17 protein-coding genes are annotated in these 21707 nt (G+C 69.5%); 11 read left to right on the forward strand and 6 right to left on the reverse strand.

Annotation, left to right across the window (positions count from 1 at the left end):
* Positions 1–26 precede the first annotated feature (26 nt).
* The gene (locus JTE92_RS09520; RefSeq protein ID WP_198065785.1) at positions 27–1091 is read right to left on the reverse strand and encodes a sigma-54 interaction domain-containing protein; all 1065 of its coding nucleotides are present in this window, start codon (positions 1089–1091) and stop codon (positions 27–29) included.
* A 304-nt stretch (positions 1092–1395) separates the two neighbouring features.
* Here JTE92_RS09520 and JTE92_RS09525 point away from each other — a divergent pair, with 304 nt between their 5' ends.
* The 4 genes from JTE92_RS09525 (at position 1396) to JTE92_RS09540 (ending at position 7275) form a co-directional block, all read left to right on the forward strand.
* Positions 1396–3882, forward strand: a complete 2487-nt coding sequence (locus JTE92_RS09525; protein WP_063239705.1) for a GcvT family protein — start codon at positions 1396–1398, stop codon at positions 3880–3882.
* Positions 3883–4198: 316 nt separating this feature from the next.
* Positions 4199–5719 carry an aldehyde dehydrogenase gene (gene adh, locus JTE92_RS09530; protein ID WP_063239704.1) on the forward strand — a complete coding sequence of 507 codons (1521 nt, stop codon included), beginning with the start codon at positions 4199–4201 and terminating at the stop codon, positions 5717–5719.
* 117 nt (positions 5720–5836) lie between these two features.
* Positions 5837–6865, forward strand: coding sequence for an alcohol dehydrogenase AdhP (gene adhP / locus JTE92_RS09535; RefSeq protein WP_063239703.1), 1029 nt, complete (start codon positions 5837–5839; stop codon positions 6863–6865).
* Between the two features lie 14 nt (positions 6866–6879).
* Positions 6880–7275 (forward strand): DUF779 domain-containing protein, encoded by a 396-nt coding sequence (locus JTE92_RS09540; protein ID WP_063239702.1) that lies wholly within the window; start codon positions 6880–6882, stop codon positions 7273–7275.
* Between the two features lie 179 nt (positions 7276–7454).
* On the opposite strand, the gene JTE92_RS09545 is transcribed toward JTE92_RS09540, so the two are convergent.
* On the reverse strand, positions 7455–9395 hold the full coding sequence (locus JTE92_RS09545) for a sigma-54-dependent Fis family transcriptional regulator (protein WP_084254656.1): 1941 nt from the start codon (positions 9393–9395) through the stop codon (positions 7455–7457).
* 194 nt (positions 9396–9589) lie between these two features.
* Positions 9590–9832, reverse strand: coding sequence for a hypothetical protein (locus JTE92_RS09550; RefSeq protein ID WP_063239701.1), 243 nt, complete (start codon positions 9830–9832; stop codon positions 9590–9592).
* Between the two features lie 198 nt (positions 9833–10030).
* Between JTE92_RS09550 and JTE92_RS09555 the strand changes: the two genes are divergently transcribed.
* From JTE92_RS09555 to JTE92_RS09565, 3 genes are read left to right on the forward strand one after another with little or no spacing between them, the layout of a single operon-like run.
* Positions 10031–10996, forward strand: a complete 966-nt coding sequence (locus JTE92_RS09555; protein ID WP_063239700.1) for an alpha/beta hydrolase — start codon at positions 10031–10033, stop codon at positions 10994–10996.
* A gap of 37 nt (positions 10997–11033) precedes the next feature.
* A complete protein-coding gene (locus tag JTE92_RS09560) occupies positions 11034–13175 on the forward strand; it encodes a penicillin-binding protein 1A (RefSeq protein WP_063239699.1) in 2142 nt (713 codons plus the stop codon).
* Positions 13176–13221: 46 nt separating this feature from the next.
* Positions 13222–14475, forward strand: a complete 1254-nt coding sequence (locus JTE92_RS09565; protein ID WP_063239855.1) for an arsenic transporter — start codon at positions 13222–13224, stop codon at positions 14473–14475.
* A gap of 105 nt (positions 14476–14580) precedes the next feature.
* Here the strand turns inward: JTE92_RS09565 and JTE92_RS09570 are convergent, their stop codons facing one another.
* The gene (locus tag JTE92_RS09570) at positions 14581–14772 is read right to left on the reverse strand and encodes a hypothetical protein (protein WP_063239698.1); all 192 of its coding nucleotides are present in this window, start codon (positions 14770–14772) and stop codon (positions 14581–14583) included.
* Between the two features lie 317 nt (positions 14773–15089).
* Here JTE92_RS09570 and folE point away from each other — a divergent pair, with 317 nt between their 5' ends.
* Together folE and JTE92_RS09580 are read left to right on the forward strand one after the other, a co-directional pair.
* Positions 15090–15839, forward strand: a complete 750-nt coding sequence (folE, locus tag JTE92_RS09575; RefSeq protein WP_063239697.1) for a GTP cyclohydrolase I — start codon at positions 15090–15092, stop codon at positions 15837–15839.
* 56 nt (positions 15840–15895) lie between these two features.
* Positions 15896–16339, forward strand: a complete 444-nt coding sequence (locus tag JTE92_RS09580) for a BLUF domain-containing protein (protein WP_063239696.1) — start codon at positions 15896–15898, stop codon at positions 16337–16339.
* Between the two features lie 50 nt (positions 16340–16389).
* On the opposite strand, the gene JTE92_RS09585 is transcribed toward JTE92_RS09580, so the two are convergent.
* Both JTE92_RS09585 and JTE92_RS09590 read right to left on the reverse strand, forming a co-directional pair.
* Complete coding sequence (locus JTE92_RS09585) at positions 16390–16641, reverse strand: hypothetical protein (RefSeq protein ID WP_063239854.1); 252 nt, start codon at positions 16639–16641, stop codon at positions 16390–16392.
* A gap of 181 nt (positions 16642–16822) precedes the next feature.
* The gene (locus tag JTE92_RS09590) at positions 16823–16987 is read right to left on the reverse strand and encodes an FmdB family zinc ribbon protein (protein ID WP_029044829.1); all 165 of its coding nucleotides are present in this window, start codon (positions 16985–16987) and stop codon (positions 16823–16825) included.
* Positions 16988–17460: 473 nt separating this feature from the next.
* Here JTE92_RS09590 and JTE92_RS09595 point away from each other — a divergent pair, with 473 nt between their 5' ends.
* Positions 17461–18108: a response regulator gene (locus JTE92_RS09595; RefSeq protein WP_063239695.1), complete on the forward strand. Its 648-nt coding sequence runs from the start codon at positions 17461–17463 to the stop codon at positions 18106–18108.
* 26 nt (positions 18109–18134) lie between these two features.
* A complete protein-coding gene (locus tag JTE92_RS09600; protein WP_063239694.1) occupies positions 18135–21677 on the forward strand; it encodes an ATP-binding protein in 3543 nt (1180 codons plus the stop codon).
* Positions 21678–21707 lie beyond the last annotated feature (30 nt).

Consider the following 21707-nt stretch of genomic DNA (forward strand, 5'->3'; position numbering starts at 1 on the left):
CGTTGGCCCTTCCGGGCGCCATCGGCCTACAGGAATTCGGCGCGGTCGATCCCGTGCTTTTTCAGCAGGCGCCCGAACACCCGCCGCTCTTTCCCCGCCTCGCGCGCCGCCGCGGACACGTTGCCACCGCTGCGCGCCAGCGCGGCGCGCAAGTACGCGCATTCGAACGCCGCCAGCGCCTGGTCGCGCGCCTGCTTGAACGGCGGCACTTCCTGCAGCCGGCAAGCGGCGCCATCGCCGCCGCCATCGCCGCCATCGCCGGCCGCGCATTCCGCCGGGCAGCCCTCGGCATGCGCGACGCGCCCGTCGCACGACAGCACGCAGCGCTGCACGAAGTTCTCCAGCTCACGCACATTGCCCCGCCACGGCTGTGCCAGCATCCACGCCAGCGAGACCTGGTCGAAGCGGCAGCCGGGCCAGCCATAGCGGGCACAGAAGCGCGACGCGAACAGTTCGACCAGCGGCGGGATGTCTTCGGGGCGCTCCCTCAGGCTGGGCATGCGCACGTTGGCCACGTTGAGCCGATAGAGCAGGTCTTCGCGGAACCAGCCATCCCGGGCGCCCTGCTTCAGTTCGCGGTTGGTGGCGGCGACGATGCGCACGTCGGCCTTGCGGCTGTGCGCGGCGCCCAGCGGGCGGTAGCGGAAGTCCTGCAGGAAGCGCAGCAGCGCCGCCTGGCTGCGCAGGGACAGCGCATGGATTTCGTCGAAGAAGAGCGTGCCCCCTTCTGCCTGCGCAACCAGGCCGGCGGCGTCGCGGCGCGCATCGGTATAGGCGCCGCGCACGTGGCCGAAGAGTTCGCCTTCGAACAGCGTTTCGGGCAACGCGCCGCAATCCACGGGGACGAAGGGGCGGTCGCGGCGCCCGCCGCGATAGTGCAGGCTGCGCGCCACCAGCTCCTTGCCGGTGCCGGTCTCGCCCAGGATCAGCACGGGCACGTCGACGCGGGCCAGCCGGGCCACCACCGCCATCGCCTCCCGGAACACCTGGCTGGATCCCAGCAATCCGCCGGGGTTCTCGCCGTCCGGCATGACGCCGTCCTCCCCTGCCTGCGCGATGCCCGCAGGCGCGATTTCTTGTTTCGGAGACATCTTTCCCTCCCCCGGCGCCGGCAGCGCAGCGACAAGCATCGCGTCACCGGCCCAAATGCCTCACCCGGCGCCTTTGTGCAGGGCAGCAGCAAAGAGGCGGGATGGCTACACACTAGCCCATGGTGGCCGAAACGCAATTAAGTTTGCCGCAGATCAGCTTTCATGCGGGATTTGATCTTTGTATTCAATGGTTTAGGCATTCCGCAAGGCTACACGCCAGTGCACTGCATGTTGCATTTTGTGTTGTTAATTGGCATTTTGTGGAATAACATCAAGTCTCGATCCGCGCTTCTCGAGACCCGCCATGCCAGTCACCCTCCCCGCCCAAACCCGTGTCGTCATCATTGGCGGCGGCATCATCGGCTGCAGCGTTGCCTACCACCTGACGAAGCTGGGCTGGAAGGATGTGGTGCTGCTTGAACAGGGCCAGCTGTCGTGCGGCACGACCTGGCACGCAGCCGGGCTGGTCGGCCAGCTGCGCACGCAGGAAAGCATGACAAGGTTGATCCGCTACTCCACGCAGCTCTACAGCGAGCTGGAAGCCGAAACCGGCCTCGGCACCGGCTGGAAGCAATGCGGCTCCCTGTCCGTGGCGCGCACCGCCGGGCGCATGACGCAGCTGCGCCGCACCGCCGCGGTGGCGCGCGCCTATGGCGTGGCGTGCGAAGTCATCTCCCCTTCCCAGGCCGGCGAGCTGTGGCCGGCAATGCGTACCGACGACCTGCGCGGCGCGGTCTGGCTGCCCGGCGACGGCAAGGCCAACCCCACCGACCTGACGCAGGCGCTGGCGCGCGGCGCGCGCAGCCGCGGCGCCATCATCGTGCAGGACACGAAGACCACCGCGATCCATACCGCCGGCGGCCGCGCCACCGGCGTCAGCTGGCGCAACAAGAACGGCGACGAGGGCCGGCTCGAAGCCGAGATCGTGGTCAATTGCGCCGGCCAGTGGGCACGGCAGGTGGGCCGGATGTGCGGCGTGACCGTGCCGCTGCATTCGGCCGAGCATTACTACATCGTCACCGAGCGCATCGCCGGCGTGCACCCCGACCTGCCGGTGATGCGCGACCCGGACGGCTTCATCTACTTCAAGGAGGAAGTGGGCGGGCTGGTGATGGGCGGCTTCGAGCCCGACGCCAAGCCTTGGGGCATGCAGGGCATCCCCGAACCATTCGAATTCCAGCTGCTGCCCGACGACTGGGACCAGTTCCAGGTCCTGATGGAAAACGCGCTGGTGCGCGTGCCCGCGCTGGAAACGGCACAGGTCAGGCAGTTCTACAACGGCCCGGAATCCTTCACGCCGGACAACAACTTCATCCTCGGCGAAGCGCCGGAGCTGCGCAATTTCTACGTCGGCGCGGGCTTCAACTCGATGGGCATCGCCTCCGCCGGCGGCGCCGGCATGGCGCTGGCGGAATGGATCGTCGCGGGCGAGCCGACCATGGACCTTTGGCCGGTCGATATCCGCCGCTTCGCCGGCTTCAACGGCAACCAGAACTGGCTGCACGACCGCATCAAGGAAACGCTCGGCCTGCACTACGCGATGCCGTGGCCGAACCGCGAGCTGGAGACCGCACGCCCGTTCCGCCGCTCGCCGCTGTATGCGCACCTGCGCGATGCCGGCGCCAGTTTCGGCAGCAAGATGGGCTGGGAGCGGCCCAGCTTCTTCGCGCCGCCGGGCGCATCGCCGCAGATCGAGTATGCCTTCGGCCAGCAGAACTGGCTGCCGTGGAGCGGTGCCGAGCACCGCGCCTGCCGCGAAGGCGTGGCGCTGTTCGACATGAGCTCGTTCTCCAAATACCTGGTCAAAGGCGCCGATGCCGAGGCGGTGCTGCAGTATGTGATGAGCAACGACGTGGCGGTGCCGCCGGGGCAGGCCGTCTATACCGCCATGCTCAACGAACGCGGCACCTATGAGTCCGACCTGACGGTGACGCGGCTGGCGCACGACCAGTACCTGGTGGTGACCGGGTCGGCGCAGGCCACGCGCGACCTCAGCTATATCGAGCGGCTGATCCCGTCCGACAAGCGCTGCGTGATCGTCGACATCACCGGCCAGTACGCGGTGCTGGCGGTGATGGGACCGCGCTCGCGCGAGCTGCTGCAGCAGGTGTCGCGCGCGGATTTCTCCAATGCAGGCTTTCCCTTCGGCAGCTCGCGCGAGATCGACCTCGGCTACGCCACCGTGCGCGCGACGCGGCTGACCTACGTGGGCGAGCTGGGCTGGGAACTGTACGTGCCGGTGGAATTCGCGGTGGGCGTCTACGAGACGCTGCACGAAGCCGGGCGCACGCTCGGGCTGGTCAATGCCGGCTACTACGCCATCGAATCGCTGCGGCTGGAAAAGGGCTACCGCGCCTGGGGCCGCGAGCTGTCGCCGTCGGTCAACCCGTTCGAGGCGGGACTGTCGTTCGCCTGCAAGCTGGCCAGCGGCATCGACTTCCGCGGCCGGGAAGCGCTGCTGCAACTGCGGCAGGCGGGCGCTCCCACGCGGCGCATGGTGGTCGTGACGGTGGATGGCGCCAGCGATGCCATGCTGTGGGGCGGCGAGGCGGTACTGCGCACCGGCCCCGACGGCAGCGTGCGCGCAGTGGGATCGCTCAGTTCCGCCGCGTTCGGCCACACGCTGGGCTGCCCCGTCGGCATGGCCTTGCTGGCGCGCGAGGACGGGCCGGCCGATGCGGCGTGGCTTGAGGCCGGCATTTACCACGTCGACCTGGCCGGCGAACTGCTGCCCGCACGCGTACACCTGCGCGCGCCCTACGATCCGGCATCTGAGCGGCCGAAGGGTTGAGGACAGACCTGGGCGGCCAGCGCCGACTCTTGTTTGCTCCCCTCTCCCGCCTGCGGGAGAGGGGAGCGTATGCGAGGGTCGTTGGCAAGCGCCAGTTCAGTTCACCCAGTGTGCCAATCTGGAACAGCCGCTGTCACGCGATGGCACACACCGGCAGCGCGTGACACACCGCCGGCCTGATTTCGCGGTCAATTCTTCGATTCGCCCCCGTTTTTTCGCCTTCTCGCCCCCCGGCACACCTCTTGCGATCCGCTCCGGTGCGCACGGCCCCAAGCCGTGACGACACGACACAGATCAATTCGAACCGGAGCGAGACATGAACATGGCGGAAATCGCCCAGCTGGGCGTCAGCAACCCCTACAAGCAGCAGTACGAGAACTTCATCGGCGGCCAATGGGTGCCGCCCGCCGGCGGCGAGTACTTCGAGTCGGTCACGCCGATCACCGGCAAGCCGTTCACGCGAGTGCCGCGCTCCAGCCAGCAGGACGTCGATGCCGCGCTCGACGCCGCGCACGCGGCCAGGGCCGCATGGGGACGCACCTCCACCACCGAGCGCGCCAACATCCTGAACCGCATCGCCGACCGCATCGAGGCCAACCTGACGCTGCTTGCAGTGGCCGAGACCATCGACAACGGCAAGCCCGTGCGCGAAACCACCGCCGCCGACCTGCCGCTGGCGGTCGACCACTTCCGCTATTTCGCCGGCTGCATCCGCGCGCAGGAAGGCGGCATCTCGGAGATCGACGGCGACACCGTCGCCTACCACTTCCATGAGCCGCTGGGTGTGGTCGGCCAGATCATTCCGTGGAACTTCCCGCTGCTGATGGCCACCTGGAAGCTGGCGCCGGCGCTGGCCGCCGGCAACTGCGTGGTGCTCAAGCCGGCCGAGCAGACGCCCGCGTCGATCCTGGTGCTGATGGAGGTGATCGGCGACCTGCTGCCGCCGGGCGTGGTCAATGTGATCAACGGCTTCGGGCTGGAGGCGGGCAAGCCGCTGGCGTCGAGTCCGCGCATCAGCAAGGTGGCCTTCACCGGCGAGACCACCACCGGCCGGCTGATCATGCAGTACGCGTCGCAGAACCTGATCCCGGTGACGCTGGAGCTGGGCGGCAAGTCGCCCAACATCTTCTTCGAAGACGTGCTGGCCGCCGACGACGCCTACTTCGACAAGGCGCTCGAAGGCTTTGCCATGTTCGCGCTGAACCAGGGCGAGGTCTGCACCTGCCCGTCGCGTGCGCTGATCCAGGAATCGATCTACGACCGCTTCATGGAACGCGCGCTCAAGCGCGTGGCGGCGATCCGCCAGGGCCATCCGCTCGACAAGGGCACCATGATCGGCGCGCAGGCCTCGGCGGAGCAGCTCGAAAAGATCCTGTCGTACATCGACCTGGGCCGCAAGGAAGGCGCGCAGTGCCTGGCGGGCGGCGAGCGCAATGCGCTGGACGGCGACCTGGCGGGTGGCTACTACGTCAAGCCGACGGTCTTTGCCGGCCACAACAGGATGCGCATCTTCCAGGAAGAGATCTTCGGGCCGGTGGTGTCGGTCACCACCTTCAAGGACGAGGAAGAAGCACTTGCGATCGCCAACGACACGCTCTACGGCCTCGGCGCCGGCGTGTGGACGCGTGACGGCGCGCGCGCATTCCGCATGGGCCGCGGCATCCAGGCCGGGCGCGTGTGGACCAACTGCTACCACGCCTACCCCGCGCATGCCGCATTCGGGGGATACAAGCAGTCCGGCATCGGCCGCGAGAACCATCGCATGATGCTCGACCACTACCAGCAGACCAAGAACCTGCTGGTCAGCTACAGCCCCAACGCACTCGGATTTTTCTGACGGTGCGCAAAGCATGGCGCAATGGCCGCCTGTAGCGGCCCCACGCGTGCCATGATCCGGGTTGTTGCCCCGCGGGCGCGGGGCCAACCCTGCCAAGGAGTCATTCAAGGAGTCGAGATGCCTGCAACGATGAAAGCCGCCGTGGTGCGCGAATTCGGCGCGCCGCTCACGATCGACGAAGTTCCTGTTCCCCAACCCGGCCCCGGCCAGATCCAGGTAAAGATCGAAGCCTCGGGCGTCTGCCACACCGACCTGCACGCCGCCGACGGCGACTGGCCGGTCAAGCCCACCCTGCCCTTTATCCCCGGCCATGAAGGCGTGGGCTATGTTTCTGCCGTGGGCAGCGGCGTGACCCGCGTGAAAGAAGGCGACCGCGTCGGCGTGCCGTGGCTGTACAGCGCCTGCGGCTATTGCGAGCACTGCCTGCAAGGCTGGGAAACGCTGTGCGAGAAGCAGCAGAACACCGGCTATTCCGTCAACGGCGGCTATGGCGAATATGTCGTCGCCGATCCCAACTACGTGGGCCTGCTGCCCGACAAGGTCGGCTTTGTCGAGATCGCGCCGATCCTGTGCGCGGGCGTGACGGTCTACAAGGGGCTGAAGGTGACCGATACGCGGCCCGGCCAGTGGGTCGTGATCTCCGGCATCGGCGGCCTCGGCCACGTGGCCGTGCAGTATGCGCGTGCCATGGGCCTGCGCGTGGCCGCGGTCGATATCGATGACGACAAGCTCGCGCTGGCGCGCAAGCTCGGCGCCGAGGCCACGGTCAACGCGCGCACCACCGACCCCGCCGCGTGGCTGCAGAAGGAAATCGGCGGCGCGCATGGCGTGCTGGTCACCGCGGTGTCGCCGATCGCTTTCTCGCAGGCGATCGGCATGGTGCGCCGCGGCGGGACCATCGCGCTCAACGGGCTGCCACCGGGCGAGTTCGGCACGCCGATCTTCGACATGGTGCTCAAGGGCATCACCATCCGGGGCTCCATCGTCGGCACGCGCAGCGACCTGCAGGAATCGCTGGACTTTGCCGCGCATGGCGACGTGAAGGCCACGGTGTCCACCGCGAAGCTCGATGACATCAACAGCGTGTTCGGGCGCCTGCGCGACGGCAAGGTCGAAGGCCGGGTCGTGCTGGACTTCAACGCCTGACGGGGAGACGGGTCATGCCGGCTTGCACCTCTGCTGCCCCGTCCGTCGCCCGCGTAGTGGCAACGCCTGCCGCGCTGACGCTGATCGCGCAGCTGACTGCGCGGCATGGCCCGCTGATGTTCCACCAGTCCGGCGGCTGCTGCGACGGCAGCGCGCCGATGTGCTACCCCGACGGCGAGCTGCTGGTCGGCCCGGCCGATGTCCGGCTGGGCGAGATCGGCGGCGCGCCGTTCTACATGACGCGCGCACAGTTCGAATACTGGCAGCACACGCGGCTGGTGATCGACGTGGTGCCGGGCGCGGGCGGGATGTTTTCGCTGGAGGGGCCAACGGGCCAGAGGTTCCTGACGCGGTCGGAGTTGTTCGGCGATGAAGAGGCGGCGTGGCTGGCGGCGCAACCGGGATTGTGAATGGCTTGCCGATGGTGTGCTCCCTCTCCCGCTTGCGGGAGAGGGTTGGGGTGAGGGCGGGAGCCTCCACGAAGTGAGAGCCATCACGCTACGCAAGCGCCTGCCCTCACCCCCGGCCCCTCTCCCGCGAGCGGGAGAGGGGAGCAAACCGGCGGCAAACGAAGCGCCTCGCCTGAGCGTCAGCCCTCCGCTGCCGGGTCGTCGTCCAGCCCTTCCTTCAGCCTGCGATAGATCGTATTGCGCGACACCCCCAGCTCGCGCGCGGCATGGCTGACATTGCCGCCGTGCCGTGCCAGCGCCTGCCGGATGATGCCGGCCTCCCAGTCGCGCATGCGGCCCGCACCTGAGGCAGGCGCCGTCGTGGCGCAAGGCGACAGATCCACCGGCCCGCCGCACTCCTGCTCAAACCCCTCAGGCAGGTGCTCGCAGCCGATCTCCACCTCGCCCTCGGCCAGTATCGCCGCCGTGCGCAGCACATTGGCGAGCTGGCGAATATTGCCCGGCCACGGATGGCTGCGCAGCAACGCCATCGCCTGCGCGCTCACCCGTAGCGGAGATTCCGGCCCCGACTCTTCTCTTTGCCGCTGCAGGATCCGCTCCACCAGCACCGGCAGGTCGCTGCGCTCGCACAGCGCGGGCAGCGTCACCGCCAGCGCATTGATGCGGTAGTACAGGTCTTCGCGGAAGCTGCCCTCGGCAATCATCGCGCGCAGGTCGCGGTGGGTGGCGCACACCACGCGCACATCGACCGGAACCGCCTGCGCCGCGCCCAGCGGCGTGACCGCGCGTTCCTGCAGCACGCGCATCAGCCGCACCTGCTGTGCCAGCGGCATGTCGCCGATTTCATCGAGGAACAGCGTGCCGCCATGCGCCTGCGCCAGCTTGCCCGGGCTGCCGCGGCGGCGTGCGCCGGTGAAGGCGCCTTCTTCATAGCCGAACAGCTCGGCCTCGATCAGCGTTTCCGGGATCGCCGCGCAATTGACGGCGACGAACGGGCCGGTGGCGCGTGGCGAGGCGGCGTGGATGGCGCGCGCCAGCCACTCCTTGCCGGCGCCGGTGCGGCCCTGGACCAGGATCGGGATATCGCGGCCGCTGACCTTGCGCACGCGGCGCAGCACGGCCGCCACGGCGGCGTCGCCGGTGTCGAGCGCGGCCAGCGCGGGCGGCAGCGGCTCCTCCGCCAGCGGCTGGCGCACGCTGACCGGCGCGGCGCGGTATTCGATGCGCGCGAACACCTGCACGCGGCTCGGCAGCGTCAGCACGTGCAGCGTCGCGGCCGCGCGCGCCTGCATGGCCATGCGCACCGGCTGGCCGAACAGCGCGGCAAAGCCGGACAGCGCCAGCGCCTGCGGCGCCAGCCCGAGCTGGAACAGACCGCTGCGGTTGGCGGCCAGGAAGGCGCCGTCGGGCGTGAACGCCGCCATGCCCTCGAACAGCGTGCCGACGAATTCCGGCCGCGCATGGAAGCGCACCAGCACGGCTTCGGGGAAATGGTTGGCGAACAGGTGGTTCTCGATCATCTGCGCCGACATCCGCACCAGCGCCATGGTGTGCCGATGGAAGCCGCGGTGGTCGCCGCTGACGTCGAGCGCGCCCAGGATCTCGCCGGTGGGGCCGGCAATCGGCGCGCACGAGCAGGTGAGCTGGTGGTTGGCCTGCAGGAAGTGCTCGCCGGCGTGGACAATGGTGGGGCGCGCCTCGGCCAGCGCGGTGCCGATGGCGTTGGTGCCTTTGCTGGGCTCCGACCACGACACGCCCGGCGCCAGCGCCACGCGGCGGGCGCGCGCGACGAAAGCGCCATCGCCCAGGCTGTGCAGGATCACGCCGCTGCTGTCGGTCAGCAGCACCATGCTGTCGGTGTTGGCGATCTGCGCGTGCAGGGTTTCCATCACCGGCAGCGCATGGCGGTACAGGTCGCGGCTGGCGTCGACCAGTTCGCCCAGTGCGCATGCGGCAAGGGCCTCGTAGCCTGGCGCGTGGCCGGCATCGAGCCCGAAGCCGGCCGAACGCGCATGCGCGCGCGCGATCAGTGCGGTGCGGTCGCTGTCGTCAGTGTCGGCGCCATGGCGCTGGGCGCCGGCAAGCGCTGGGTCTGCTGCGGGATGGGCGGCACGGTGCATGACGGCGGGTCTCCGCGAGGTCTCCGGTAACGGCTGGCGGCTCGCGTGGCGGCCGCTGCCTTGCCGTCCCTCGGCACGGCTCGCAGCGGCCGCACACGCGGACGCTGCGGCAGGCCGGGCGGCGGTTGTCCGGCAACCTTATCACAGCGGACTGGCCGTGTACGGATCCGCGCCGCCCCCCCGAGGCGCCGGGCTCAGCGTTTTTCGTCGAGCAGGTCGTTCAGGATCTCGTCGAACGCCGCCTGGGCGTCCTCCAGCGCCTGCAGCGCCGCATCGAAGGTCTGCAGCGCGAGCTTCGATGGCTTGCCGCTGCCTTGCGGCGGATAGTGGGCCTGCAGCGCGGTGAATGCCACCTGTACCTGGCGCGTGGCCGCGACCACGCGCTCCATGGCCTGCGCCTCTTCGGTGCGGAACTGCTCGTCTTTCTGCTCGCTCATGCTTGCTCCCAGGGCGCGCCGTCGGCCAGGATGCCGGTTGTGGGTGGGCGCGCGCGTATGAGGCATATCGTACAAGAACTGCGCGGCCTGGCTTGCGCTGCACGGTCGCGCCTGACGAAAATGAGGTAGGCTGCGCAGCTTGGGCGGCATGGCCGGCGCCCCCCGGCGCCACGCCCGCCGCGCACCTGAAGACTTGCCATGCGATTCAAGACCCGCCACGCGCTGGCCGCCGCGCTGATGACCGCCAGCGGCTTCGCCTGCTACTGGACCTACCTGACGCTGAACCAGGACCGCCTGCTGTTCGACGCGCGCCGGCGTCCGCCGCGCGACCTGCCGGAGGGCATCATCGGCTATTCGCACGTGATTCCCGGCGGCGTCGTGCGCGGCTACATCTATCACACGCCCGGCGACAGCGTGCGCGACCTGCTGTTCTACCTGCCCGGACGCGGCGAGGATGTGCTGGAAACGCTGCAGTACGCGTGCTGGCTGCCGGGAGGCATGGCCTTCGCCACCTATGACTACCGCGGGCTGGGCCATTCCGACGGCCGTCCGTCCGAAGCGGGGGCAGTCGCCGATGCCAGCCAGTTCCTGCTGCATGTCCGGCGTGTCTTTCCCGACACCCGCGTGCACGTGGTCGGGCGCAGCCTCGGCACCGGCGTGGCGATCCAGCTGGCCGACCTGCAGGAATTCGAGAGCCTGCAGCTGATCACGCCCTACGACTCGCTGCTGGAACTGGTGCGCAAGCGCTTCCCGCTGGTGCCGCTGCGGCAGCTGATGCGCCACCATTTCGATTCGATTTCGCATTGCAAGAAGGTCGTGCAGAGCACCAAGGTGCTGCTGGCGGAGTCGGACGAGGTCGTGCCGCATGCCTGCTCGGAGCGGCTGATGGCGGCGTGGCCCGGTCCGGTCGCACTGCAGACCGTGCCCGGCACGGACCACTTCACCATCATCGAGCAGCAGCAGACCTGGCTGTCGCTGTGCGAGTTCGCGCGCCAGCACAGCGAGGCCAGGCTGCGCATGGCGGCGGGCACGCCGGGGCAGCCGGACCCTGACAATACCGCCGCAGGCCCTGCACCGGCGCTGCATGCCGTGCCGGATCTCAACGTCCCGCCCGCCGAGCGGGACGACAGCGGCAGCCCGCTGCCGCTGGCAGCCACCCGATGACCGCTGCGCCGGTTCGGCCAGCAGGTAGAATGCGCGCATGAACAAAATCGCAGTCAAGGCAGGCGGCGCCATACTGGCGCTGGCTGTGGCCGCCAGCCTGCTCGCCGGCTTTGCCGCGGTGCTGAGCCTGCGGCAGCTTCCGCCGGTCGACGCCCTGCGCGACTATCGCCCCGACGTCCCGCTGCGGATCTACACCAGCGACAACGTGCAGATCGGCGAATTCGGCAGCGAGCACCGCGAATTCATCCCCTTCGGGCAGATCCCCCCGCGCATGGTCCAGGCCCTGCTGGCGGCCGAGGACGACCAGTTCTACGAGCACGAGGGCGTCGACATCCCCGGGCTGTTCCGCGCCGCGCTGGCCAACCTCGGCCAGGGCTACGCCCAGGGCGCGTCCACCATCACCATGCAGGTCGCGCGCAATTTCTACCTGTCGCGCGAGAAGACGCTGGCGCGCAAGTGGTATGAAATGCTGCTGGCCTGGCGCATCGACCAGTCGCTGTCCAAGGACCGCATCCTCGAGCTGTACATGAACCAGGTCTACCTGGGCGAGCATGCCTATGGCTTCGGCAGCGCGGCGCAAGCGTATTTCGGCAAGCCGCTGGCGGCGCTGTCGCTGGCCGAGAGCGCGATGCTGGCCGGGCTGCCCAAGGCGCCGTCGACCATGAACCCGGTGGTCAACCTGCCGCGCGCCAAGCGCCGCCAGGAATACGTGCTGGGCCGCATGCTGGCGCTCGGCATGGTCAGCCAGGACGACTACCGCGCGGCCCGCGCCGAGCGCCTGGCCATCTCCGGCGAAACGCCCGGCAGCTTCGCCGGCCATGCCGGGTACGTGGCCGAACTGGCGCGCCAGCTGGTGCGCGAGCGCTTTGGCGACGAGGCCTACACGCGCGGCCTGAACGTCTACACCACGGTGTCGTCGGTGCGGCAGACGCTGGCCTACGATGCCGTGACCGGCGGACTGCAGCGCTATGCGCGCCGCCACCGCAAGGCGGTGCCGGCGCTGGCGCAGGGGCCGCAGGCCGCGCTGGTATCGCTCGACGCCAGTACCGGCGCGATCGAGGCGATGGTGGGTGGCGCGGACTTCGGGACCAGCCGCTTCAACCACGCCACGCAGGCACAGCGCCAGCCGGGCTCGACCTTCAAGCCCTTCGTCTATGCCGCAGCGCTGGAGCGCGGCATGTCGCCCGGCACGGTCATCAACGACGCGCCGCTGGCCAATTCGTCGCGCTGGCAGCCGTCCAACGACGACGGCCGCTTCATCGGCCCGGTCACCGTGCGCCAGGCGCTGGCCGAATCGCGCAACCTGCCGGCGATCCGCACGCTGCAGGCGATCGGTATTCCCTATGCGGTGGAGTTCGCCAGCCGCTTCGGCTTCTCGCCCAGGCGGCTGCCGCGCTACCTGCCGCTGGCGCTGGGCACCGGCACCACTTCGCCGCTGCGGCTGGCCGCGGCCTACGGCGTGTTCGCCAACGGCGGCCAGCGCGTGGAGCCCTACCTGATCGAGCGCATCACCGACAGCGAGGGCAACGTGCTGTTTGAAGCGGGCCACGCCGGCGCCGATGGCGCCGCAGCGCCGACGCGCGTGATCAGCGCGCGCAACGCCTTCGTGATGGACAGCCTGCTGCGCAGCGTGGTCGACGAAGGCACCGGCACGGGCGTGCGCCGCTACCTGCGCCGCCACGACGTGGCCGGCAAGACCGGCACCACCAACGAAGCCATGGACGGCTGGTTTGCCGGCTATGCTGCCGGCGTGGTCACGGTGGCGTGGATGGGCTACGACGACAACCGCAGCCTGGGCGAGCAGGAGTTCGGTGCCACCACCGCGCTGCCGGTGTGGGCGGCGTACATGGAAGGACGGCTGGCCGGCATTCCCGAGGCGGAGTCCGACGTCCCGGCCGGCCTGGTGCGCGCGGGCAACGACTGGATCTATGCGGAGTACGCGGACGGCAGCCATGGCATCGCCTCGCTCGGCTTCCCGCCGCCGGCGGAGCCGCTGGTGGCGCCGGCCGCGGATCCTGTCGCGGCCCCGGTGGCAAGCAACGCGGTCAACCCGGCCCATCCCGCCACATCCTCGGCGCCGCCAGCCGCGGGCACGCCGCCTTCCGGCACCGCCACCGGCATGCCGGCGCCTGCGGCCGTGGCCGCGCCCGCCATGTCCGTCAGCCGGGACGGCCTGTAGACTCCACGCTTTCCTGCCGCCTCACCCCACCTTCGTTCCCGTGTTGATATCCAGCCACAGCCCGCAGCTGATCTGGTCGGTCGCCGCGCTGACCACCGCCGGCGTCCTGTTCCGCCCGTTCCGCCTGCCCGAGGCATTCTGGGCCGCCGCCGGCGCGCTGCTGCTGTGCGCCACCGGGCTGCTGGCGCTGCCCGATGCTTTCGCGGCGGTCATGCGCGGCTACGACGTCTACCTGTTCCTGGCCGGCATGATGCTGATCTCCGAACTGGCCCGCAAGACCGGCCTGTTCGACCACGTCGCCGCGCTGGCGGTGCGCCAGGCGCGCGGCTCGGCGCTGCGGCTGTTCCTGCTGGTGTACGGCTTCGGCACGCTGGTCACGGCGTTCATGTCGAACGATGCCACCGCGGTGGTGCTGACGCCGGCGGTGCTGGCCGCCACGCGTGCGGCGCGCGTGCGCCATCCGCTGCCCTACCTGTACGCGTGCGCGTTCATCGCCAACGCGGCCAGCTTCGTGCTGCCGATCTCCAATCCGGCCAACCTGGTGATCTTCGGCGAGCGCATGCCGCCGCTGGCGGGATGGCTGGCCAGCTTCGCGCTGCCGTCGCTGGCCGCGGTACTGGCGACGCTGGCCGCGCTTTGGTGGACCCAGCGCCATGCGCTGGCCGAGCCGATCGGCAGCGACGTCCCGGTGCCGCCGCTGTCGCTGCAGGCCTGGCTGACCGCGCTGGGCATCGTGCTGACCGGCATCACGCTGCTGGTGGCGTCGCTGCGCGGCAGCGAACTGGGCTGGCCCACCTGCGCCGCGGGCGTGGCCACGCTGCTGCTGGTCTGCGCCACCCGGCGCGACCTGCTGCTGCCGGCGCTGCGCGAAGTCTCGTGGAGCGTGCTGCCGATGGTGGCCGGCCTGTTCGTGCTGGTGGCCGCGCTGGAACAGACGTCGGTGATCGGCTACCTGGCCGATGCGGTCGCGGCCGCCTCGCGCGATGGCGGTGCGCTGGCGCTGCTGGCGGTGGGCGGGCTGGTGACGCTGGCGGGCAATATCGCCAACAACCTGCCGGCCGGGCTGATCGCGGCGTCGGCGCTGTCCGCGGGCGATGCGTCGCACGCGGTCACCGGCGCGGTGCTGATCGGCATCGACCTGGGCCCGAACCTGTCGGTGACCGGCTCGCTGGCCACGCTGCTATGGCTCACCGCGCTGCGCCGCGAGGGACATATGGTCAGCGCCGGCCAGTTCCTGCGCCTGGGCGCGATCGTCATGCCGGCCGCGATGGTGCCGGCGCTGGCGCTGCTGCTCTGGTAGGCGTTGCGGGGCGCCTGGGCAGGGTCCGGCTCGCCGCCGCGCGCCTTGAACGGGTCCGGCACGCTGCCGCGCGCCTTGAGCGGGTCCGGCACGCTGCCGCGCGCCTCAGCCGGTGGGAGCACGCCCGCCTGTCGGTGCGCGCGCGCCCACGGCGAGCGGCCGCCGCAAGCCGGGCTTGCGCGCACGGGCAGCGCTGGCATGATGCTCCGCCACGCCCGTTTCCACCGGCGTTGCCGGCAGCGGTATCGTCACGACATGGAGCAGCATCAGGCTGCTGCACGGAAAGGCGATCGGCATGGTCACGTTGTTCCCGACAAAAAGTAAGGCCGCAACTTGTGATACGCCCGCCGTTCAGGTGGATTCAGGTGGCGGGCGGCTGATGTTTGCAGACATTATGTGCGCTTGCCGGCGTCGCGCGGGGCGAGGTTGAGCGTTGTCACGAACAATTCACGGAGGCAAGCCTGGGTGTGCGTTATGCGGCGCGTCCGGCAGTGGGAAAGGATCCGCAGGGCGTCGGGCGGGCAGGTTGTCGGGCCACCGCATCTGCCATATAGTGAATCCGGCACACCCGCCGGCAACCGTGCCGGACCACTCCGCAACCCACCACGCTTTCCATGAACAGCAAGGACGCGGCGCACCGCCCGCATGACCCCCACCCGGCCGACGCGGCGGCCGGCGACCCGGCCTCTTCCGTCTCGGAGCGGATCCGCGCGCGCCTGCAGGCGGCGCAGGAACGCTTTCACGCCAACGACAATATCGCCCGCTATATCGAGCCGGGCGAGCTGGAGGAGCTGCAGGCCGAGGTCCAGTCCCGCATCGAAGGCGTGCTGCGCGCGCTGGTGATCGACGTCGACAACGACCACAACACGCAGGAAACCGCGCGGCGCGTGGCCAAGATGTACCTGAAGGAAATCTTCGCCGGCCGCTACGCGAAGTCCCCGGCGGTGACCGAGTTCCCCAACGTCGGCCAGCTCAACGAGCTGATGATCGTGGGCCCGCTGCGCGTGCGCAGTGCCTGCTCGCACCACCTGTGCCCGATCATCGGCAAGCTGTGGGTGGGAGTGATGCCCAACCAGCATTCCAACCTGATCGGCCTGTCCAAGTACGCACGGCTGGCGGAATGGATCATGTGCCGGCCGCAGATCCAGGAAGAAGCCGTGGCACAGGTCGCCGACCTGCTGCAGGAAAAAATGAACCCCGACGGCCTCGCCATCGTGATGGAAGCCGAGCATTTCTGCATGCACTGGCGTGGCGTGCGCGACACCGACGCCAAGATGACCAACAGCGTGATGCGCGGCTCCTTCCTGAAGGACGACAGCCTGCGGCGTGAATTCCTCACGCTGCTGAACAATAACCGCGGCTAGGAGCGCTGCCCACGCACGGGCACCCGCCTCTTCCCCATCACGGAACCGCCACGACCATGCTAGTCCGCCTGATCTATGCCAGCCGTGCCCGCCAGGCCATCGACACGGCCCTGCTCGACGCGATCCTGGCCACCAGCCTGGAGCGCAACCCGCGCCACGGCATCACCGGCGTGCTGTGCCACGGCAACGGCGTCTTCCTGCAGGCGCTCGAAGGCGACCGGCAGGAAGTCTCGCAACTGTTCCAGTCGATCGCGCGCGACCCGCGCCACCAGGACGTGACGCTGCTGCATTTCGAGGAAACCTGCACGCGCGACTTCGCCGGCTGGGCCATGGGGCAGGTCAACGCGGCGCGCATCAACACCGCGACGCTGCTGAAGTTCTCGGCACGCGCCGAACTCGATCCGTTCCGAACCTGCGGCGCGGCCTCGCTGGCACTGCTCAAGGAACTGATTGCCGGCGCCTCGGTGGTGTCGCGCCTGGGCGAGCGCGGCCGGCACTGAGCCGCACCGCCCGCACCGCCCGCACTACCCCCGCGCACTACCCTCGCGCGCTATGCCGTCACGCGGCCGAACAGGCCGCACTCGAGATCGCTCTCGAACTCTTCGACCCAAACCGAGCCCGGCCCGGCCTCATAGACGCTGACCGCGTCCGTGCCGAGCCGCTTCACGCTGACGCGGCGGCCCGCGCCATCGCCTTCGTCCGTGATCTGGAACGCCTCCAGCGCGATCCCGACATGCATGCAAGCCTGCGTTACCTGTTGCTGCTCGTCGGCGGGAAACTGGGAAAACGGTCTCGTGGCCATGGCATCCTCCGTCAAGGTTGAGATCGCCGCTTGCGCGCAGCGCGAACGCGCGTGGCGGTGCAGGCGCCACGCATGAAACCACTCCGGCATCCCGTCGGCAGTCGCCCGGCGGCATGCACGCCAACGCCCCGCTGCGGCCTCGCGGCGGAGCGCAAATCTCCTGGAACGTTGTTGTTACGGCTCAGCTCTTGCGCTGGGTCACTGCCACGAACGGGGCCGGTGCGTGCTGGACGGACTGGCTGCCGCAGTTCGGGCAATTCGGATGGGCAGAGGCATGTTCTGCGAGATGCTCGGTTTTCTCGAACACATGGCCGCACTTCTCGCAGCGGTATTGATAAACGGGCATGGCAATTCCCCCACGCGGCACGCGCCGCAAGCGCCACCCGGCGCGAGCCGGGCCTTGCGCGGCATGATGGCCGCGGGCGCGTGTCAGGTTCATTCTAGGACAGCGTGCGCGGGCGCCAAGCGTGAAAGTTCGATGGCTGCCGCCGGCGCCCCGGCATATGTCGTTGGCAATCCACTTGCCCGGGAAAGCACCGCTGCGCCATGCATTGATGTCACGCAAATGCCATTGCGCGCGATCCGCGGAAAAATCGCGCTGCTCCCGCGCAGTTCGCCGTCACGCCATGCGGGGTTCAGGCCGTACCCTTATACCCGACTGCCCACCCGCCGTCCGGCACAACGGCAGTACCCCGGAACTAGCCGAATTACGATTCAGGGGCGCCGGGAACATAGCCAGAATGCGGATTTGCGGTGCCGCCATGGCGCCTGCAGGTCCCCCGTCCAAGCACGCGCCGAGAACCCGAGGATCCGAAAACGATGTACGACCGAATCATCCGTGTCGCCCTGGCGGACGACCATCCACTGGTCATGGTCGCGCTGCGCGACTGCCTGCAGCGCACGCCCAACCTCCGGGTCACCAGCGCCTGCGGCAACGGCACGGAACTGCTGGCAGCGCTCGACCGCGAGCCCGCCGACATTGCCATCACCGACTTCTGCATGGGCCGCGGCGATGCCTCGTCGGACGGCTTCAACCTGCTGACCCGGCTCGCGCGCCGCCATCCGCTGACCCGCATCGTGGTGATCAGTGCCCAGGCCAATGCCGCGATCATCCGCCGCGCCATGAAGCTGGGTGCGCGCGCCTACGTCAGCAAGGAAGATCCGATCGATGAAGTGGTGCGGGCCTGTCTCCAGGTTGTCGCCTGCGACGGTTGCTACCACTCGCCTTCGGCGCAGGCCATCCTTGACAGCGCCGCACTCGCCGCGGCCCCGGCGACCGAACTGACCCTGCGCGAACTGGAAGTGGTAAGGCTTTATGCGCAGGGGATCCAGCTGGCCGACATCGCCGGCAAGCTCGGGCGCTCGGTCAGCACCATTTCCAGCCAGAAGACGGTCGCCATGCGCAAGCTCGGCGTGCAGACCAACACCGGCCTGATCCGCTATGCGTACGAAAATGGCCTTATCTGACGCCGCGCCGGCCTGAACACGCGCCGATGGAAGCGAACGTGGAGCGCACGCGCGAATCGCTCACGAGCGCGTTCGACGCACTGGCCGAGCAATCCCGGCGCCAGCAGCAGCGCTACGCCGCCACCATTGCCGTGCTGATCGCCGTGGTGGTGTTCTCCGGCCTGCTGCTGGCCGGGCTGGCCGCGGGCCGGCACATCGACTACCGGCGCGGGCACGTGGCGCAGTACATGGCGGCGCTGTCGCAGCTGCTGCAGAACGAGGCGTCGTTCCTGCGGCGCAGCGTGCTGACGATCCGCTACCAGCGTGAAACCCCTGCTGCCGACCCGGCGCGCGATGCCGCCTTTGAATCGTTCCGGCGCACCGGCGCGGCCAGCATCCACATCGACGCGGTGGGCAAGGACTATCACCTGCTCGCCACCGACGACACGCGGCTCGCCTGGGGCGCCAGGCTGCCAAGGCAGTTCGCCGGGCTGCGCGGCATCGCGCTGGCCACCATGGCAACGCAGCAGGCGTTCGGCCTCGATCACGACGCCTTTGCCGTCGCGCTGGACGAAGACAGCGCCGTGGTCGTGCGCCAGCCCGAAGCCGGCGCACGCGCGCCGATGGCGCTCGACCCGACGCTGATCCCGCTGCTGCGCATGCGCCTGACCGAAGCGCTGCGGGACCGCACCGGCCATGCCGTGCCGGCGCGCGACCAGCCGGTGTGGATCGGCCCGCTGCGGCATCCGGTCGACGATACCCCGGTCATGATGCTGGTCAGTGCCGCCTATGCCGGCGACAGGCCGACTACGCTGGTCGCCGCCTGCATCCCGTTGCAGGGTTTCCTGGCGACCCTGCAACGGCCGGGCAATCCGGCGCTGTTGCTGCTGGTCAGTGAAGCCGACGAGATCATCGACGTGTCGCCGCGCGAAGGCGTGGCATCGGCCGCCCAGATAGACGACCTGACGGCGCGGGCGCGCCACATCGATCACGATACGCTGCGGTACGCCGGCAACGGCGTGCTGCTGGTCGAGCCGTTGCAGGCGGGCCTTGGACTGCTGGTGTACTTCCTGCCATACCGGATGCTGGCCGCGGCGCTCGCCGCCGAGTTCGCGGGCATCGCGGCGGCCATGCTGGTGCTGGTCGGCGGCATCGTGCTGACCGCACGCTACTGGAGCCGCCACCTGCTGCGGCGCACGCATGCCGATGCCTCGCGCGCGCTGGAAAGCGAGCTGATGACGCATATCCTGGTCAGCGCCACGCCGGTCGGGCTGTGCATCGTGCGCCAGCGCGACTACGGCGTGCTGATGTGCAACCAGCGAGCCGACACGCTGCTGCAGCTGCGCGGCTCCCGGCAAATGCCCGACGCGCTGGTACAAGCGTTCGGCGCGCAGCCGCGCCGCTGCGGCGACGGCCCTGCCGCCATTGCCAGCCTGACAGTCGCCGCGCCGGCAGCGGCCCCACCCGCCGACGCCACCGACGCCACCGACGCCACCAATGTCGCCGCCACCGCCGGGCGCTTCCTGCAGGTCACCTATGCGCCGGCGCGTTATCGCGATGATGACGTGCTGTTCTGCGCGGTGCTGGACTGCACCGCGCAACAGGCGCTGGAGGACCAGCTGCGCTCGGCGCAACAGGCCACGGAGGCCATGATGCGCGCGCGCTCGACTTTCTTTGCCGCCATGAGCCACGAGATCCGCACGCCGCTCAATGCGCTGCTCGGCAACCTGGAACTGCTCGCGCGCAGCCCGGGGCTGCAGCCGCATGCGCCGCGCCTGCAGGCGCTCGACGCGGCCGCCGAGGCATTGCGGCGCATCGTCAACGATGTGCTGGATTTCTCGAAGATCGATGCCGGCAAGCTCGAACTGGTCGACGAACCCTTCCGCCCGATCGACGCACTCGAAAGCCTGGCGCTGACCTACGCGCCGATGACGGCGGGTCGGCCGCTGCGCTTTCACCTGCTGCTGTCACCATCGCTCGACGTGGAGATCACTGGCGACCGCACGCGCCTGGTGCAGGTGTTCAACAACCTGCTGAGTAACGCGTTCAAGTTCACCACCAGCGGACGCATCACCTTCAGCGCGGAGCTGTGCACCGAGGGCCAGGGCGTGCCCCAGCTGGTCTGCCGCGTCGGCGATTCCGGCATCGGCATGCCGCCGTCGCTGGCGGCGCGGGTGTTCCAGCCGTTCGTGCAGGGCGATGGTGTCAGCGCGGGGCGCCTGGGCGGCACCGGGCTCGGGCTCTCGATCTGCGCGCGGCTGTGCGAGCTGATGGGGGGCAGCATCACAGTGGCGAGCGTGCCCGATATCGGCAGCGCCTTTACGGTGCGGTTGCCGGTGCGGTTGCCGGTGCAGACCGTGCCGGCGGCGCAGCGGGCCACCGCGCTCGCGGACACCACTGCGCCGCAGGGCCACGCGCAGGGCCACGTACTGGTGCTGTGCCAGGATGCGCGTATCGCGGAAAACCTTGAAGCATGGCTCAATGCCGCGGGCTGGCGCGCGAGCGGTCTGGCATCGCTGGCGGCAGCGCGGGAATACCTGGCGTACAAGCCGGCCCGGGTCATTGTGGCCAGCGACGACTTTGCGCTGGCCGCGCTCGCCACGCTGCACGAAGCGGGCGCCGCCACGGTGGTGTGGGTCACGCCGGACGGCCCACATCGTCCGCACCAGCGCGCGCCCGGGATTCTCGAGGTCACAACGTACAGCCATCATGCGTTGCTGGCGTGCGTGGCGGCGGCAGCCGGCAACGCCAGCCATGACAGCGCCGGTGCGCAAGGGCCGGGCAACAGGCCAGGCAATGCCGACAGCAGAACCGAAAGCAGAGCCGAGAGCACCACGGACACCACGGACACCGCGGACACCGCGCCCGCAGCGCCACAGCCCTTGCCAGTCCCGACCACGCCGCGGGGCTCCATCCTGGTGGCCGAGGACAACCCGCTGAACCAGGCCCTGATCACCGAACAGCTGCAAACGCTCGACTACCAGCCGATCGTGGTCAGCAACGGCAAGCAGGCGCTGGCGGTGCTGGAGACCGCGCGGGTCGATGCCGTGCTGACCGACATCCAGATGCCCGGCATGGACGGCCATGAACTGCTCGAGGCGGTACGTGCGCGCCATCCCGGCGTGCCGGTGCTGGCCTTCAGCGCGTTTCCGCGCGGCGAATGGTCGGTGGACTGGCGCCAGCGCGGGTTCGCCGGCTACGTGGCCAAGCCGGCATCGTTGCAGGACCTGCGGGACTGCCTGGACCATCTGCCCGGGCGCCAGGGTGGCGTGGCACAGGATCACGCCAGCATCGAAGCTGGCAACGACCGCCAGCGCTACGAAGCCATGCTGCGCAGGCAACTGCAGCAAGACCTGCCCGAGCTGGAGCGCAGCATCGCGCAATGCAACCTGGCAGCCCTCGGACGCTGGACCCATGCCGCGGCTGGCGCGTTCATGATCGTGCGCCGCAAGGGCATCGTGCGCGAGTGCCGGGCGCTGGAAGCGCTGTGCGGCGCGGCGCCGGGCTGGACCCCGGCGGTCGCCGCCGCGGCCGCGGCGCTGCGCGAGCGGCTGCGCAGCTATATGGAAGACATCGGCGCCGCGGCCTAGCGCGCCGGCGGTGGCTGCAAGTGCCCACAA

Source organism: Cupriavidus oxalaticus, assembly GCF_016894385.1.
Taxonomy (GTDB): Bacteria; Pseudomonadota; Gammaproteobacteria; order Burkholderiales; family Burkholderiaceae; genus Cupriavidus; species Cupriavidus oxalaticus.

Bases quoted from the DNA above. Each gene is read 5' to 3' on its own strand.
- JTE92_RS09520 (WP_198065785.1), bottom strand. From the start codon at position 1,091: ATGTCTCCGAAACAAGAAATCGCGCCTGCGGGCATCGCGCAGGCAGGG.
- JTE92_RS09525 (WP_063239705.1), top strand. From the start codon at position 1,396: ATGCCAGTCACCCTCCCCGCCCAAACCCGTGTCGTCATCATTGGCGGC.
- adh (WP_063239704.1), top strand. From the start codon at position 4,199: ATGAACATGGCGGAAATCGCCCAGCTGGGCGTCAGCAACCCCTACAAG.
- adhP (WP_063239703.1), top strand. From the start codon at position 5,837: ATGCCTGCAACGATGAAAGCCGCCGTGGTGCGCGAATTCGGCGCGCCG.
- JTE92_RS09540 (WP_063239702.1), top strand. From the start codon at position 6,880: ATGCCGGCTTGCACCTCTGCTGCCCCGTCCGTCGCCCGCGTAGTGGCA.
- JTE92_RS09545 (WP_084254656.1), bottom strand. From the start codon at position 9,395: ATGCACCGTGCCGCCCATCCCGCAGCAGACCCAGCGCTTGCCGGCGCC.
- JTE92_RS09550 (WP_063239701.1), bottom strand. From the start codon at position 9,832: ATGAGCGAGCAGAAAGACGAGCAGTTCCGCACCGAAGAGGCGCAGGCC.
- JTE92_RS09555 (WP_063239700.1), top strand. From the start codon at position 10,031: ATGCGATTCAAGACCCGCCACGCGCTGGCCGCCGCGCTGATGACCGCC.
- JTE92_RS09560 (WP_063239699.1), top strand. From the start codon at position 11,034: ATGAACAAAATCGCAGTCAAGGCAGGCGGCGCCATACTGGCGCTGGCT.
- JTE92_RS09570 (WP_063239698.1), bottom strand. From the start codon at position 14,772: ATGCCGATCGCCTTTCCGTGCAGCAGCCTGATGCTGCTCCATGTCGTG.
- folE (WP_063239697.1), top strand. From the start codon at position 15,090: ATGAACAGCAAGGACGCGGCGCACCGCCCGCATGACCCCCACCCGGCC.
- JTE92_RS09580 (WP_063239696.1), top strand. From the start codon at position 15,896: ATGCTAGTCCGCCTGATCTATGCCAGCCGTGCCCGCCAGGCCATCGAC.
- JTE92_RS09585 (WP_063239854.1), bottom strand. From the start codon at position 16,641: ATGGCCACGAGACCGTTTTCCCAGTTTCCCGCCGACGAGCAGCAACAG.
- JTE92_RS09590 (WP_029044829.1), bottom strand. From the start codon at position 16,987: ATGCCCGTTTATCAATACCGCTGCGAGAAGTGCGGCCATGTGTTCGAG.
- JTE92_RS09595 (WP_063239695.1), top strand. From the start codon at position 17,461: ATGTACGACCGAATCATCCGTGTCGCCCTGGCGGACGACCATCCACTG.
- JTE92_RS09600 (WP_063239694.1), top strand. From the start codon at position 18,135: ATGGAAGCGAACGTGGAGCGCACGCGCGAATCGCTCACGAGCGCGTTC.